Source organism: Falsiphaeobacter marinintestinus, assembly GCF_007923355.1.
Taxonomy (GTDB): Bacteria; Pseudomonadota; Alphaproteobacteria; order Rhodobacterales; family Rhodobacteraceae; genus Phaeobacter_A; species Phaeobacter_A marinintestinus.
The window spans coordinates 132448-148015 of sequence record NZ_VOGO01000009.1 but is presented as its reverse complement, the minus strand read 5'-3'; the positions used below and the strand labels follow the sequence as shown (position 1 = coordinate 148015).

The 15568-nt window shown below is 58.5% G+C and carries 13 protein-coding genes; 10 read left to right on the top strand and 3 right to left on the bottom strand.

Going from position 1 to position 15568, the window contains the following annotated elements:
• Nucleotides 1-18: 18 nt before the first annotated feature.
• Together FOY56_RS18090 and FOY56_RS18085 are read right to left on the bottom strand one after the other, a co-directional pair.
• Nucleotides 19-2637, bottom strand: a complete 2619-nt coding sequence (locus FOY56_RS18090) for a hypothetical protein (RefSeq protein WP_146347340.1) — start codon at nt 2635-2637, stop codon at nt 19-21.
• The gene (locus FOY56_RS18085; protein ID WP_146347339.1) at nt 2634-4454 is read right to left on the bottom strand and encodes a hypothetical protein; all 1821 of its coding nucleotides are present in this window, start codon (nt 4452-4454) and stop codon (nt 2634-2636) included. Before FOY56_RS18085 ends, FOY56_RS18090 begins: the two co-directional genes overlap by 4 nt.
• Nucleotides 4455-4624: 170 nt before the next feature.
• Between FOY56_RS18085 and FOY56_RS18080 the strand changes: the two genes are divergently transcribed.
• Nucleotides 4625-5347, top strand: a complete 723-nt coding sequence (locus tag FOY56_RS18080; protein WP_146347337.1) for a hypothetical protein — start codon at nt 4625-4627, stop codon at nt 5345-5347.
• 464 nt (nt 5348-5811) lie between these two features.
• On the opposite strand, the gene FOY56_RS18075 is transcribed toward FOY56_RS18080, so the two are convergent.
• Nucleotides 5812-6486: an FCD domain-containing protein gene (locus FOY56_RS18075; protein ID WP_146347336.1), complete on the bottom strand. Its 675-nt coding sequence runs from the start codon at nt 6484-6486 to the stop codon at nt 5812-5814.
• 128 nt (nt 6487-6614) lie between these two features.
• Between FOY56_RS18075 and FOY56_RS18070 the strand changes: the two genes are divergently transcribed.
• From FOY56_RS18070 to FOY56_RS18030, 9 genes are all read left to right on the top strand, one after another.
• Nucleotides 6615-7736, top strand: coding sequence for a cupin domain-containing protein (locus FOY56_RS18070; RefSeq protein ID WP_146347334.1), 1122 nt, complete (start codon nt 6615-6617; stop codon nt 7734-7736).
• A 9-nt stretch (nt 7737-7745) separates the two neighbouring features.
• Entirely contained in the window at nt 7746-8666 is a 921-nt protein-coding gene (locus FOY56_RS18065) for a fumarylacetoacetate hydrolase family protein (protein ID WP_146347332.1), read from the top strand.
• Entirely contained in the window at nt 8666-9295 is a 630-nt protein-coding gene (locus FOY56_RS18060; protein ID WP_146347330.1) for a flavin reductase family protein, read from the top strand. The genes FOY56_RS18065 and FOY56_RS18060 overlap by 1 nt, the downstream gene beginning before the upstream one ends.
• A gap of 74 nt (nt 9296-9369) precedes the next feature.
• Complete coding sequence (locus tag FOY56_RS18055) at nt 9370-10419, top strand: 2,5-dihydroxypyridine 5,6-dioxygenase NicX family protein (RefSeq protein WP_146347328.1); 1050 nt, start codon at nt 9370-9372, stop codon at nt 10417-10419.
• A gap of 17 nt (nt 10420-10436) precedes the next feature.
• Nucleotides 10437-11744, top strand: coding sequence for an acyl-CoA dehydrogenase family protein (locus FOY56_RS18050; protein ID WP_146347326.1), 1308 nt, complete (start codon nt 10437-10439; stop codon nt 11742-11744).
• 4 nt (nt 11745-11748) lie between these two features.
• A complete protein-coding gene (locus FOY56_RS18045; protein WP_186766386.1) occupies nt 11749-13038 on the top strand; it encodes an alpha/beta fold hydrolase in 1290 nt (429 codons plus the stop codon).
• Nucleotides 13035-13709: a TetR/AcrR family transcriptional regulator gene (locus FOY56_RS18040; protein WP_146347322.1), complete on the top strand. Its 675-nt coding sequence runs from the start codon at nt 13035-13037 to the stop codon at nt 13707-13709. The genes FOY56_RS18045 and FOY56_RS18040 overlap by 4 nt, the downstream gene beginning before the upstream one ends.
• 1 nt (nt 13710) lies before the next feature.
• Nucleotides 13711-15048, top strand: coding sequence for a glutamine synthetase family protein (locus FOY56_RS18035; protein WP_146347320.1), 1338 nt, complete (start codon nt 13711-13713; stop codon nt 15046-15048).
• Nucleotides 15049-15054: 6 nt separating this feature from the next.
• Nucleotides 15055-15561 carry a flavin reductase family protein gene (locus FOY56_RS18030; RefSeq protein ID WP_146347318.1) on the top strand — a complete coding sequence of 169 codons (507 nt, stop codon included), beginning with the start codon at nt 15055-15057 and terminating at the stop codon, nt 15559-15561.
• Nucleotides 15562-15568 lie beyond the last annotated feature (7 nt).

Genomic DNA, 15568 nt, shown 5'->3' with positions numbered 1-15568 from the left:
ATGCGGCTTCTGGCAGCGTCACGGGGTTTGGTGGCCGAAAGATTTGGACATGCGCGTGACAACGGCATCCAAGCTGGCGCGGGCGGCTTTCGGATAGGTGATCTCGAACACATGCACCACCCCGGCGCTGCTATCGATCACCACCTTGCGATAAAAGATTTTGTTGCCGACGTAGCCCGTCATCACGTACCAACCGCTGCCTGACGTCTGGTAGGTGACTTGGTCATAGCTGCCCCAGTCCCGATCACGCGCCATCATCGCCCGGGCGTCCAAACCGTCAATCTGGTTCTGACCAAAGACCAGAAACCGCATACGACCGTCTGCTGTTTCAAAGGTTCGCCCGTCTCCGTTCTCTGGTGCTGGCAACGCATGGAACCGACCCGATGGATAGTCGATCCGGGTGCCGAAGCGGGGATTTTGGTAGATGCTCCAACCTCCGGGTTTCGGAGCAGCGACCGGAGTAACAGCGGCACTGCCGATCAACTCTACCGACGACAGCCAAGCAGTGGCATTGCCGATCAGAAACTCGCCACGAATGCGGAAATCGGTGACATTGGCGATCACCTCGGCAACCGAACCCGCGCCACCGCCCAATACCCAACCCGTACCGTCGAAAGATACCTCTTTGGTTGTCCAGTCGGCACTGACCCGCGTCGGAAAGGCGATTGCGGCGGTCAAGGGGCCGTTAGCCAGATAGATGTCACCGTAAGCCTCTTCTTCGAACGCATCAAAATAGCGTCCGTTTTCGGTTTTGATCGTCACCCGCAAGCGGTCATTTCCAGACCAGTCGCCCAGCAGACGGTCGGGTGCGATCAGATAGCCGTCCTGACCATCCCCAGGCGTATAAATCTCCAGCACACCGGTTCCGTTCGGCCCGCCGTCGCGACGCGCGGTTAGGTTGGCATACTCTCCGGTCCAGCCCTGTACCCCGTCTGCAAAATCGACCAAGACACCGACCGGAACTGGCGCAGTCACCACAAGTTTGGGGGCGACCACAGGGGTGATCGTCGGGGCCGACGTTGTCGCCTCGGCCATGGGATCCACCCGTTTTGAGGGATCAAAACCGCCCTGAAGATGCAGGTTAGCGACCAACTTGTCGTGCATCATCTGAAGTTCAGCTTCGTCGACTCCGCGACCTTCCAGCGTAAAGATAAACCGGTCGCCATTGCTCCGCGCGCGTTCGGTGACGTTCTGGATCGACTGCGCGTTCATTGTCGCGATGTGGATCCGGGTTACCGGCTCGTGGTCAACAACCAGGTTCTCGACCTTTTTGATATCGTCGTACCCCAGCAACGGTTCGTCCGGGAACCACCAGAAAGACAGCAGCGTCCAGCGCCCGTCGGGGCTGGCAAATATCTTGTCACCGGGGCTGTCATACTGCGCGGTCCAGCCCTCGGGCAGAATATAGGTTACGCCCCGAACGTCGACGGCTGTCCCGGTGATAGGCGGTTGGGCGGCGGTGTCAGTAACGGACGGCGCAGGGATCACCTGCGTTGTGGCTGCGGGCGTATCCGGACACGGCGTCAACTCCGACGGCAGGTTCAGAGTGAATTTGCGCAGCACCGCGCGAAATTCTTCCGCATCAATAACATCGGGGGCACCTGCGATCATCACCGCAAGCCGCTCGCCGTCAAGGCACTGGTTCAGCCGATAATAGGCCATCCGCCCCTTCACCAATCTGGTGCCCACGTAAAATTCGGCCTGATCCTGCGTCCAGCTGAAAAGATCCGCAGGCTGGCCGTAAATCTCGGCTGGCACCGGCGCGACACCGGCGGGAACATCTTCGTCGGCGCCGCCGTCTCCGGTCACGGCAAGACCGCGTGAAAAGACGACATAGCCGGAATAGCCGCGTGGCCAGAAACCGATCCGACGCGCCTCTGGCCCGGCATTGATACGCCAGTCTTTCGGCACGTCATAGCCGACCAGCCCATTCAGGCCTTCGCCAATCTGGCCCGGGTGCGGCGGTGTTCCGACCCGCACAGTTCCCAAAATGGCGTTCAGCACATCACGGCCCTGTTCCATTGGCATGTTGTAAACGGTGGCGATCAGAGTGGTTGTCAGGTCGGGTTCGGTGGGGCGTGGGCGGCTGATCATGATCAGCGACATTTTCAAATCGCCTTCCTCAATCTCAAGTTCGCGCCACCGCATAGCCTGACCGTCTAGACTGACCTGTTTGTCCAACAGTTGCTGTGTGTTGGGCGGCATCTCTTCGGCTTCGTCCGAGGGCATCAGAATGACCCCAAAGCCAAGGCCCGTCAGCTTGGCCTTGTCGCCGCCGAAATAGAGTTCACCTTCGTCGTCTTCCTGCATGGCCACAAAATCTGGCGGCATCCATGCGGTGACTTCGGCAAAGCTGAACGGTTGCCAGTCTGACGGCGGCTGTGCCACGGGCACCGCCTCAACGCCCGAAAGGCCCGGATCCGGTGCGACCGGTGCTGCGGCGTCTTCGGTCAATGGCACAGGTAACGGCGGAGCCATCCCAGAGCCTTCCGGGGCGGCAGGATCAATCGTGGCACTGTCGTCGACAATCCCGAAGGCATCATAGTCATCCTCAGCCTGCGCCCCGACAATTCCCGGAACACCGAACAAGGCGATTGCAAGGACGAGACAGGTAAGTCGGGCAGAAAAACAGGTCATTCGCTCTCTCCGGAAACGGGCGGCACGGACGGCATGCCGGGAAACATATTCTGACCAGAAAGGTCCGGCGCGCCGCCCGAGAACCCCTTCTGCAGACCCATATTCAGGATCTGGACAAGCATTGCGCCTTCCGGCCCATCCAGCGGGTACCAAGTCATCTCTCCGGTCATGACCGAAGCAAAAAAGCCGGCCAGTTCAAGCGATGCGGGCGCTGTGCATGTTCTCTGAATCCAGGTTCTGGCACTGACCTGCTTTTCGTCATAACGGGTAACACGACAGGTGCCTTCGACGATCTGGCTGTTTGTCAAAAAGCCCATGTCACAGTTGCTGAACCCCGAGATGCGGTCGAAATAGGGGGCTCCGAAATCGATCGCATCGCCTGTGCCCAGCGCCGGAGAGGTGGTTTTCCAACCGGTGTCGGGCGCATATTGACCAAACACCCAGGCCCCGGTTCTGAGGATCGCGAAATCGACCGCTTGATCCGGGTGTGCCGGGTCGTCAATCTGCTCCTGACTGACCGTACCATCTTTGGAAATACGCTTGATTGTGCAACTTCCGGAGTGCTCGGACAGGGTAAAACGGGTGACAATGGGCGTTTCGGGGGTGCCGAACATGGCCACCAATTTGTCCCCCTTCAGGATTAGCCCGCGTTCTTCGGGGCCCTCAGGGCCCTCAAGGCGCAGCTTGTCCGGGAACCTGGCCTTGAGGATCGCAAACCGCGTCAATGCGGCTTTGAACGTGCCATCGTCACGCAGCTTCCCCTTCCACTCCCCACCCGCAGGCAACGGCATCACCACCTGCGTGCCACCGGGATAGCCATAGGCCGTAACCTCAAGCGTTACGGTTCTGTTCAGCTTGGGCATCAGACTTGCCTCAGCATCGCGAACCTGCGCCTTTAGCGTCCGGTCCCAGGCGCGCGCTCCGATGATCGGCATGACCTTGTCAGCAAGCATCTTTTGCAGAACGGCCTTGTTCTCGGCCTCAATCGCCGCTTCGATATAGGACCGCCCGCCAAACGAAGACCCGCCGCAGTTGCCATAGGTGGCAATTTCGGGGTCAAGAAAGGCGCGGTGAACCCAACTGTTCAACATCGCGTCGATATAGGTGGCATAGGCCGCCTGCCCGTCCTTTTCAGATGCCAGGTAAAGCTTCCAGGCTTCCTCCGTCCATTCGCTGATCTTGCGCGGATGTTCCTGATACCAAGCCAGATAGCGGCAAGTCCAAAGGTCGTTGGCGATCGCGCTTAGTCCCGACTGCCATTCCCGCAGGGTAACGTCGACGACAAAGACCGCGACCGACCCGATCTGCATCGCCCCGGTTCCAAACCGCCCGACAACAAAGTTCATCCAAGCCTTGATGCCACCGGTCAGCGCAGCGGAATCATTGCCGTTCCAGCCATCGCGCGCAACCTGGGCCAGCGCCAGAACCAGCCCGATATTGTTCATCGCGTTGTTCACGTCGCCAAATGACTCGACCCACAACGCATGCTCGGCCAACGTGCCAAGCGCGCCAAAGCTGCCTTGGGTATCGCCAAGGATCTGGATGCCAAGGTTCAGCTCGGCTTCGCGCTGCGCCGCCCCACTTTGGGAAATCAGCGCCCGCCCCAGCTGGCCGACAGTGTCGTCGTCCAGCCGCTTCTGGGCCGCATCCGAAGCCGCCCTGAAGCCGGTGATGTGTTCGGATGGGCCGCTGCCTTTGGTGATGGGCTGGATCAGCGATCCGAAGCTGTCCTGAAGGGTCTGTGTGGCGACGGGCGACGCCAAAAGACACATCGCAGATAAAAGCGCAGTCCGACAATATCTGCTGAGACTCATCATGGCGTAGACACCTCATTTCTTTGACGAAGTTTGTCGGCGTCAGACCTGACCGGCAATGATGCAGATCAACCCGAAAGCGGCCCGCGACGGTCGGGAAAACATGACATTTGATGCATGTCATTGCCGGGCTTGCCCCATCTGCATACCGATTTCAGGCAGGGGGGCACAGAATGACCAGAATGGGCCGGAGAGAGTTTTTTCGACGGATTGTCGTCCTGGCGTCGCTGATTGCCGGGTTAAGCATGGTTGGGCGCAGTGCGTATGGCTTGGCACTTGCTCTGGGTGCACTTTCGGTTGCTGTTTACGTGTACCTTCCTGCCGTTCAGGCGCCGAAGAATGCGCTTCGATACGATGCCGGTGCAACGCAGGTCGGCCCTGACTGGATCGGGTTTGTGCTGTCGTCGCTGTTCTTCGTTTTTCCGATCTGGGCCGCCATGAGCGAGCCACATTGGGGCACGATCCATCCCTCGTCCGTTGTGCTATGGCCCATGGGGCTGGTCTCATCCAGCCTCTGGGTTATCGGGGCGCTGCACGCCAGCTATTGGATCTTGGTCAAAACCAAAGAATATGTAATTTCGTCGGCGTTCTCTCAACGAAACGTTGCTTTTGACACCATCAAATCAGTGCGCCGGTATAAGCGAGGCCTGCCGAAATGGCTTTATGTTTTTGTGCCATTCATGATCGCGAAAGGGCAGTATGGTGGCGCCGGATCGCTGCTGTTGGCCCGCGATCGTACCGGTATGGAGCTTGAACTGAAAGACGGGCGCAGGATCAGTATCTCGGACAGCGGATATGACGATGAAATCGTTCAGATCCTGCAACCGCTTGAACGTCATAATGTGAAACTTGCAGCCGCTTACAGGAAACTGCTTACCCGGCATGCAGAAGCGTAAGGCGGGTACTTTGAAACTGACATCGGTCACGCCTAAAAACCAGATCACATCGACCCCGGTTCAGGACCCGCTTCTTTCATCTCGCAAAGCTGGGCCTTTCGGACCGCACCCATGAAACAAACGGCTTGACGCTAAGCGATGTCGGGCTGTTCCGGCAGCGTACCCTTCAGAAATGAGATGAAATGGTCCTTTGCGCTATTGCTCTGGTCTGTTCTCCAGCCCGCAATCGTATCAAGGCTGTCTGAAACGCCCTCCAGCGCAATCAGCTTCAGTCCAGGGGCCAGAGTGTCAGCCACCGTTTCCGTGAGTATCGCAATGCCCATCCCAAACGCGACCAGCCTGAGGATGTCAGAATGCGGAATTCTGCTCCGCGACAGTCAGATCATCCAACCGATTCACTGGACATTTTATCTCCGGGATTCACAGTCAGGTGATCCGCGAGTTTACAACATAGACCGCCCGCCTCAGGACAGGCTGACCTGTGCATCGGGGTCTTTCATCTGGCGGGTGATCCAATCTGCGGTGCTCTTGTAATGCGCCTGAAGCTTGCTGCACGCCCCCCTTGCGTCGCGATCCAGAACAGCCTCGGCAAGGGCGCTGTGCTCCTTCTTGATGTCCCGGTTCGGGCCGCTGGTCTGGTTCAGCAACGCCGGAATGCGATACCGTTCTGTCGCCCCATAGAGTTGATCGAAAAACCTGAGTTTCCATTCTGATCCGCACGCGCTGATCAGGGCGCGATGGAATTGATAATGCCGTGCCTCAAGTTCCCAGAAATCGCCCCCGACCGACAGCCGGTCGGCTTGTTTGTTCAACCCGTGCAGCGCCGAAACGATGCCGGACTCCCACGCATCATCTCCCTGCTGAATCGCGGCTTTCAGGGCCTTGGTCTCGATCTCGATCCGCGTTGAAATGGCGTCGTTCATTTCATCCAAAGACCACGGGGCCACCCGGAACCCCTTGAGGTCAGCAACATCGACAAAGCGTTCCGATTGCAACCGGTTCAGGGCTTCGCGCAGCGGTGAAAACCCCATCCCATATCGGTCCCGAAGATCCGCAAGCCGCAATGCGGTTTCCGGGGCCAGAACACCCTTGATGATGTCGAGGCGGATACAGTCATAGGCTTTGTTGGCAAGGGTCATTTTTCTAGTCTACAGCAATCATCCAGACGTCACAGGGAAAATCGAACATTTGCATATTTTCGAAAATTATTGATCACACCAGGGATCTGTGAGAGCCTTCCGTGACCGATTTCGACAGGAGCATTCCCATGTCCCGATTCCATGAAAATCATCGCGAAGACGTGGCTGGACGTGCCAATGTTGAAGATACGCCTGAGCTTCTGGCCTATTACGACGACCTGATCAAATACGAGGCTGGTGCCTTGTGGACGGTGGCCAACAAGATCGAACCGTGGGAGCCCAAATCAGAAAGTGTCCCCGTCGTCTGGCGGTACAACGATCTACGCGCGCATGTGTTGCGCTCGGTCGATCTGGTGACGCCTGAGAAAGCCGGACGCCGGGTCATTTACCTCAACAACCCGGGGCGACAGGACGTCCATGCCGCCGTCGGCTGGATCTATGCTGGCCTGCAGGTGATGAACCCCGGCGAACGCGCGTCCGCCCACCGCCATTCTGCCTCGGCCATTCGCTTCATCATGGAAGGGACCGGTGCCTATACCGTGGTGGACGGGCACAAGATGACCCTTGGCCGGAACGATTTTGTCCTGACGCCCAACGGCACATGGCACGAGCACGCAGTCGAAGCATCGGGCACGCCCTGCATCTGGCAGGATGGATTGGACATTCCTCTGGTCAACGCGCTGGAAGCGAACTTTTACGAAGTTCACCCGGATCTCAGCGAACCTGTGGCCTTTCCCGTCGATGACATGACCAAGACATGGGGCAACCCCGGGCTGACCCCGTCGGGAGGCGATTGGAACAATGGGTATTCCCCGATGTTCAAATATGAATGGGAGCCGACCTATGACGCGCTTGCCAAATACGCGACTGCGACAGATGGCTCACCCTTTGACGGTGTGATGATGGAATACGTGAACCCGACCACCAATGGCCCGGTCATGAAGACCATGGGGGCGTCAATGCAAATGCTCCGACCGGGCGAGCACACCAAAGCGCATCGCCACACCGGCAGCTATCTGTATCACGTCGCCAAAGGATCGGGTCATTCGATCATCAATGGCAAACGTTTTGACTGGTCCGAGCGCGACATCTTTTGTGTGCCGTCATGGGCCTGGCACGAGCATGTGAACGGGTCGAGCACGCAAGACGCGTGCTTGTTTTGCCTGAACGACCTGCCCGTCATGCGATCACTTGGGCTTTATCGCGAAGAAGCTTTTGGCGAAAACAACGGCAACCAGCCGCTGCTCTGAGGAAAAGACATGAAATTAGTGACCTATCGCGCCAGCGTTGACGATGAAGCACGGCTTGGCGTTCTTCACGGCGATCTGATCGTCGATGCCGAAGCCCTTGGTGCCGCATATGGCGAAGATATTCCTGACACGATGTTAGGGCTGATCGACAGTGGAAAACCGGGCGTTGCCGCGCTTGGCGCTTTGATGGATGCGATGGGGGATACGCCCCCGATTCACACCTCGGTCCCGATGTCGAACGCTAGATTGTGCGCGCCGATCCCGCGTCCGCGCAAGAACATCTGGGGCGTTGGTCTGAATTACACAGAGCACGTTGCCGAAAGTGCCCGGGCGCTGGATACCTCGGATGCGTTGCCGCAAAAGCCCGTGCTGTTCTCAAAACCGCCTACCTGTGTGATCGCAGACGGCGAGCCAATCCAACACAATTCCAAAATGACCCAACAGCTTGATTGGGAAGTGGAACTGGCCGTTGTGATGGGATCAGGCGGCAAAAACATCGCGCGCGATGACGCAATGGCGCATGTCTTTGGCTATTCGGTGATGATCGACGTCTCGGCCCGCGACAACCGCCGCGCCGGGCAATGGATCTTCTCGAAAGGTCAGGACAGCTTTGGCCCGTTCGGTCCCTGCATCGTCACCGCGGACGAGATCGAAGACCCGCATAACCTTGACCTTTGGCTGACAAAAAACGGTGAAGAAAAGCAACGGTCCAACACCGGATTTATGCTGTTCGACATCCCGTCCCTTATTGCGGACATCTCGACAGGGATGACCGTTGAACCGGGCGATATCATCGCGACCGGCACGCCCGCTGGTGTTGGTGCCGGCAGCGACCCGCAGGAATGGATGTGGCCCGGGGATACCATAGTCGCCTGTGTCGAGGGGATCGGAACGCTGACCCACCCGATCATTGACGCGACGCCCAAATAATGCGCTTCGATCTTGATCAGGTCGACACCGCGATAGCCTATAAATTGCTTGCAGCGACCGTCATGCCGCGCCCGATTGCATGGATTGTCACCAAAGGCACGGACGGTTTAAACGCGGCGCCGTATTCGTTTTTCAACGTTATGGGCTCCGCGCCCCCGACCGTTGCGATTGGGTTGTTGGCTGATCCTGAACGCGGCTTCAAGGATACCGCAAAGAACATCCTCGACTCGGGCGAATTTGTGGTGAACCTTGTCCCCGAACGGCTGGTTCAGGCCATGAACACAACAGCCGTCAACGCCCCTCGGAGCACGGATGAACTGGCATTGGCGGGCCTTGCGACCACGCCGTCGACGCATATCGCCCCGCCCCGCATCACCGACAGCCCCGTCGCTTTTGAATGCCGATCCCTGTCAAACGTCGTAACCGGACCGCAACAAACAGTGGTGATCGGACGGGTGCTCGCCGTGCATATCGACGATGCCTATATTCTGGACGCCGAAAAGGCCTATATCGACACCCCCAAACTTGATCTCGTGGCGCGGTCTTTTGGCAGTGACTATGTCCGCAGTCGCGACACGTTTGCTTTGGACCGGCCGTTCTGGGGGCAAGGTGCGTTTTCGCAGAAGTAAGGATTTTCGAAAATTACCTTGACAGAATCTTCGCGCTAAAGAAAACTTTACTGACAAGTAAAGAAAGTGCGGACATGCTTCAGGAACGGATCGAAGGCAAATGGCTGGCGGCATTCAGGCGGGTCTTTACGCTGAATGGGATCACCAAGGGCACAACTGCGGCTCTGATCTATGAAACGCAGTCTCGCCCCGTGCTGGCGCATCTGGCAGAACTGGCGCTCTATGATCTTGGGGCTGATTTCTGCATGCTCAAGATGGTGACACCCCCGCAGACCGCCCCTGTCCCGGTCAAGGGCACCGGCACCTCGCTTGCCATTCAGGGCAACCGCGCTGCCATTGAAGCGATGAAGCAATGCGAGATCATAGTCGACTGCACCGTCGAAGGCATGATCCATTCGCCCGAATGGCCAGAAATCGAAAGCAGCGGCGCGCGCATTCTGGTCGTGACAAACGAACACCCCGAAATACTGGAGCGCACCGAACCGTTTGCAGAACTGGGCCCCAAGGTTGATCTGGGCACACAAATGCTGCGGGATGCCTCGCAAATGCATGTGACCTCAGCAGCGGGTACGGATCTGATCGTCAATCTGAAGGACGCACCCTGTGGCGGCACTCCGGGCTTTGGCACCAAACCGGGGGATGTGGCGCATTGGCCGGGCGGCCTGTGCCTTGCCTTTCCGGGCACGGATGCGGTGAACGGTCGAATTGTCATGGACGTGGGTGACATGAACCTGACGTTCAAAACCTACCTGACCAGTCAGATCGATTTCACCATCGAGAATGATTTTGTGACCAAGATCAAAGGCAGCGGCATCGACGCGGAACTCTTTCGCGACTATATGGCCGCGTGGGACGACCGCGATGCCTATGGCATGAGCCATGTTGGCTGGGGCATGAACCCGCGCGCCCGCTGGGTCAGCGGCGCACTCTATGACAAGCGCGACATGCAGGCGGTCGAATTTCGCGCTTGGGCCGGGAATTTTCTGTGGTCCACTGGGGCCAACCAATACGCAGGCCGCTTTACCGAGGGCCATTTCGATCTTCCCATGCGCAACTGCACCATCGCCCTGGATGGGCTGGTGGTGGTGAAAGAGGGCGTTCTTCAAGGGGATCTGGCGCTGTAACGCGCAAGGAGAATAACATGAGCACACCAGCAGACTATTATGACCTGAACCGCGTCCGGCCCGAGGTTCTGGCGGTTTTGAACCGGATCAACGATCTGGGCCCCAAATTCGCCGAGCGTGCTTTTGGCATCGATCAGGATGCAAGCTTTCCGGTCGAAAACTACAAGGATCTGGCCGCTGAAGGGTTCATGACCCTGACCGTCCCGACCGAATATGGCGGGCACGGGTTCTCCTTGGGTGAATATGCCATGGTCGGCGCCGAAATCGGCAAGTACTGTGGTGCGACCGCCCTAACGTTCAACATGCACAACTCGACCATGATGTGGGCGCGGTTCATGTATGAGATGCCGCATCTGACCGACGCGGATCGCGCTGCCTTTGCGCCTTTGCGCGAACGCCAGTTCCGCCGCGCGGTGACCGAACAGGGCATCTATTCTCAGCCGATCTCGGAAGCTGGCCAAAACTGGACGTCCAAACCCGCACAGACCCAATGCCGCAAGGTTGACGGCGGCTGGATGATCAACGGGTTCAAGAAATTCGCCTCGCTGGCGGGCTATTGCGACTACTATTCGATCGTCTGCACCGAAGTGTTCGAAGGTCAGGAACCGCGCCACGAGGACACGATGAACTTTATCGTGCACAAGGGCGCACCCGGCTTGTCGGTGCAGGGCGATTGGGATCCGCTGGGCATGCGCGGCACGAACTCCCGCGATCTGGTGCTGAAGGACGTTTTTGTAAGCGAAGACGATCTGATGATGCCGCCGGGCATCTTTATCAAGACATTGCCGAACTATCCGCACGTGATGGCGACCCTGTCACCGACCTATATGGGCGTGGCGCAATCGGCTTATGATTTCACGGTTGCCTACCTGCGCGGCAAGGTGCCCGGGATGCCCCCCATCGACCGGCGCATGTTCACGACCAAACGGCTCGCGGTATCAAAAATGTATGCGCGCCTTGCCCCGGTCCGCGCGCTTTGGTGGCAGGCGTTCACAGAAGCTGACGCCTTCCCCAGTCAGGCGCAGGTGTTGCGGATGTACGCGGCCCAATACAATGTGATGGAAGCCGCGCAAGAGATTGCGGCTCTGGCGATCCGAACCTGTGGCGGACAGGCGATGTTGAAGGACCTGCCGTTGGAACGCATCTATCGAGACAGTCGATGCGGCGCGTTGATGTTGCCCTATACCTCTGAAATCATGGAAGACTACATGTCCGTCCTGACCTTGTATGATCTGGATGAACTGGACGATGCCCCCGGAGACGAATTTGGCGCCCGCACGTCGCTGTGGCGTGGCCCCGAAGACATCCCCTTGGCGGCCGAGTAACCCCATGCCGCGCCAAAAGGTTCACAGCAGCGCCCAAACCAGCGCTTCGGCCGATCAGGCTTGGGCCGTGGTGCGGGATTTCTGTGGCGCGTGGCATCCGGCGATTGAAACGATGGGGCCAGAACCAATGGATGACGGCGGGCTGATCCGGCGATTTACCGTCAAAGGCGAAGATACCGTTTACCGCGAACGATTGACCTTTTTCAGCGATAGCGACCGCACGATGGCCTATACGCACGTCGCAGGAATCGCGGGCGTGCAAAGCTATGACGCCCGCCTGACTGTGACACCGGCGCCCGCAGGAGCAACCGTGACGATGAGCGCCGAAATCTCTGCGCCCTCGTCCCGGATCGACGGCATTGCCAGCGGTACACAGGCCATCTTTGACGATGGAACGCAGACCATTGCTGCAAAGGCCGTGTCGGCAGATCCTATTAAGCCGCCCATCGCCCCGGCTGTGTCAGCCGACTTTGAACAGACCCAGATCGATACCCTGCCCCGCCTGACCCTGACCACAGGCGGCAAGGAAAGCGATACGCTCTGCCTGTTTTTGCACGGGATTGGCGGCAACCGGTCGAATTGGCAGGCCCAGCTTGCCGCCGTGTCCCCGCACTACCGGGTCGCAGCGATGGATTTGCGCGGCTATGGCGACAGCACGCTGGGCGCTGAACAATCCACCGTCGACGATTACTGCGCCGATATTCTGCGGGTCATGGACGTTCTGAACGCGAATAAACTGGTGCTGTGCGGGCTGTCTTATGGGGCGTGGATCGCCACGTCATTCGCCATGCGATACCCCGACAAACTGGCGGCTCTGGTCCTCTCCGGCGGATGTACCGGCATGTCAGAAGCAGGCGCGGACGAGCGTGACGCCTTCCGGCTCAGCCGCGAAGTGCCCATGACCGAAGGTCAGACCCCTGCTGATTTTGCCCCCTCGGTGGTCGAGGTGATTTCCGGCCCCGAGGCGACCGACGCAAGCCGCAAGGCTCTGCTGGCTTCGATGGCGGCGATCCCGACCCAGACCTATGCCGACGCCTTGCGCTGTTTTACCAACCCCTTGGAGAAATTTGACTTCTCGCGGCTGACCCTGCCCGTCTTACTGATGACCGGCGCACATGATCGCCTCGCCCCCCCGACCGAGATCAAGGCCGTCGCCGAGCGGATCTGGGACGCATCGCCAATCCCGGACGTCCGCTTTGAGGTCATCGAAGACGCCGGGCACGTGTGTAACCTGGAAAAACCGGATCAGTACAACGCGATCCTGAGCGAATTCCTGTCGCGGGTTCTGCCATGAATCAGATATCACGGCGTGAACAGAACCGGCTGGACAAGCAGAACCGATTGTTAAGCGCTGCGATTAAGGTTTTTGCCGACGCGGGCTATTCCGGTGCCTCAATGGATGTGATCGCCGCCGAAGCGGGTCTGAGCAAGCCAACCTTGTATCACTATTTCCCCAGCAAAGAGGCGTTGTTCGAGGCGATGATGGCCGCCCCGCGCGAACAGATGATGCTGGCCTTTACGCCAGCCCCCGGAAAAGATCTTGTCGATCAACTGCTCGATTTCGCCTGGGCCTATGCCGACACCGTGATGCGGCCCGATTTCCTGTCGCTGGCACGGCTGATCATCGGAGAAGCCCACAGGTTTCCTGACGTCGGTCGTGACTATCAGGACAGCGGCCCCGACAAGGTTCTGGCCGGTTTGATGACTTTCCTGATCGCCCAGCGCGACCAGCACCGACTGACGTTTGAAGAGGCCGAACTAGCGGCCGAAGACTTCTGGGGCCTGATCCTGTCAGCGCCTCGAAACCGGGCACTTCATGTTCCCAATGCCGACATCAGCCAGGAAATCCTGGCCCGTTATATTCACAATGGCATACGCACGTTCCTGCGCGCCTATTCCACCAACCCAGAAGCAGATCTGGCCCGCTTGGCCAAGGCAATATCTGCCCGACACGCAGAGAAGTGACATGATCGACGATTATCTCAATGATCCACAAAGCCGGTTCGCAACAGTTGCGATGACAGACACCAATGGTCTTCTCAGAAGCCAAATGGTCTCCATCAACGCGCTGAAAAGCATCGTGACCAACGGCATGCCGATGGCACCTGCGCAGCTGGCGCTTGATCCGACGGATGAGATGCTGCACGTGCCCGGCGTGACCGATGATAACGGTGATTTCCACGACGGGATGCTGACGATTGATCGCTCGACCGCGCGAAAATTGCCATGGTCAAAACCCGGACACGACCTGTTGGTCCTGTCCCAGTTTGGCGATGAAAACGCCGATATTTGCCCACGTGCAATCCTGTCGCGGGTCCTTGAACGCGCCCAGTCCATGGGGATCACACCCTTTTACGGGCTGGAAATGGAATACACGCTGTTTGACGAAACCGAAGCCACTGCCAGGGCAAAAGGGTATCGCGGCTTGAAAACGGCAACACTGCACAAAAGCCATGACCTGTTGGCCTATCAGGTCCTGCAAAGCGAATGGTATGAAGATGTCGCCACGATGTGTGACGCCCTGGGCATTCGCCTTGCCAAGATGCACGAAGAAATCGGCGGCGGGTTCATGGAGTGCTGCGTCGAAGCGGGTTCAGGGATGGCCCCTGCCGACCAGCTTGTCCTGTTGAAGAACTTCCTGCGTATCCTTGCGATGCGGCAAGAGAAATCAGTCACCTTCATGCCGCGCTGGAGCGAACAGGCCGACAGCCAGTCGATGCACCTGCATGTCTCGCTGCTGGATGCCGACGGCACCCCCGTGTTTCATGATCCCGACGGAGATCACCAGATGTCGGACACCTTCCGGCATTTCATTGGCGGGCTGCAAAAGCATGTCGGCGACTTGTCACTGATGTTCCTGCCAACGGTCAATTCTTACCGCCGTTTTGCACCCGGCACGTTTGCGCCCCCTGCCCTGACATGGGGGTATGAGAACCGCACAACCTGTTTCCGCGTGGTCGGGCACAGCCCGTCTTCGATCCGGGTCGAGAACCGGTTGGCAGGCTCAGATGTGAATCCCTATCTGAACGTCGCCGCAACGCTTGCCGCCGGTCTGGACGGGATCGAAAACAAGACTGCTCCTTTGGATGAAGTGGTCGGGGCCGGATTTGGCCTTGAAGGTGTGCCCGACTATGCCCGCTCCATGCCCGAGGCGATCGAGCGCCTGCGTGGATCGGCTCTCGCTGACCAATGGCTGGGCGCACGGTTTGCAGACTGTTTCGCCGCGTCCCGTCAAAGCCAGCTCGACGCATTCAGCGCCAAGGTCCCCGATGTGGAACTTGAGCGTTTCTTTGATCTGGGGTGACATGACATGGACGCGCAACTGAAGCATGACTACCTCGAAGGCATGAGCCGCGCGGCAACCTTTGTCGCGGTCGCAACGACCGACGGTCTGCGCGGGCGCTTTGGCGTCACGGTCAGTTCGATGACTTCGGTCTCGACCGAAGGCGATTATCCCTCCCTGCTGATCTGTGTCCACTATCTCAGCCTTGCTGCACCTGCGATGCTGGCCAATCGCGGGTTCTGCCTGAACCTGCTGAATGAAGAACAAAGCGGTGTCGCCAACCTGTTTGCCGGGCGCGAAGGCGATCATCCCAGCGCGCGGTTTGACGCCGTTGACTGGGTTCCCGGCCCAAACGGTCACCCCATGATCGATGGCGCGGTGGCGAATTTCGAATGCCAGATGGCGACCGAGCTTTGGTGGAAAACCCACCATGTCATCGTCGGAGAAGTGACCTCGGTTCGTTTATCCGAAGACAGCCGTCCCCTGCTTTACGGCGGGCGATCGTATCATCGTGCGGTCAAGCTGGAAGACTAACAACCAA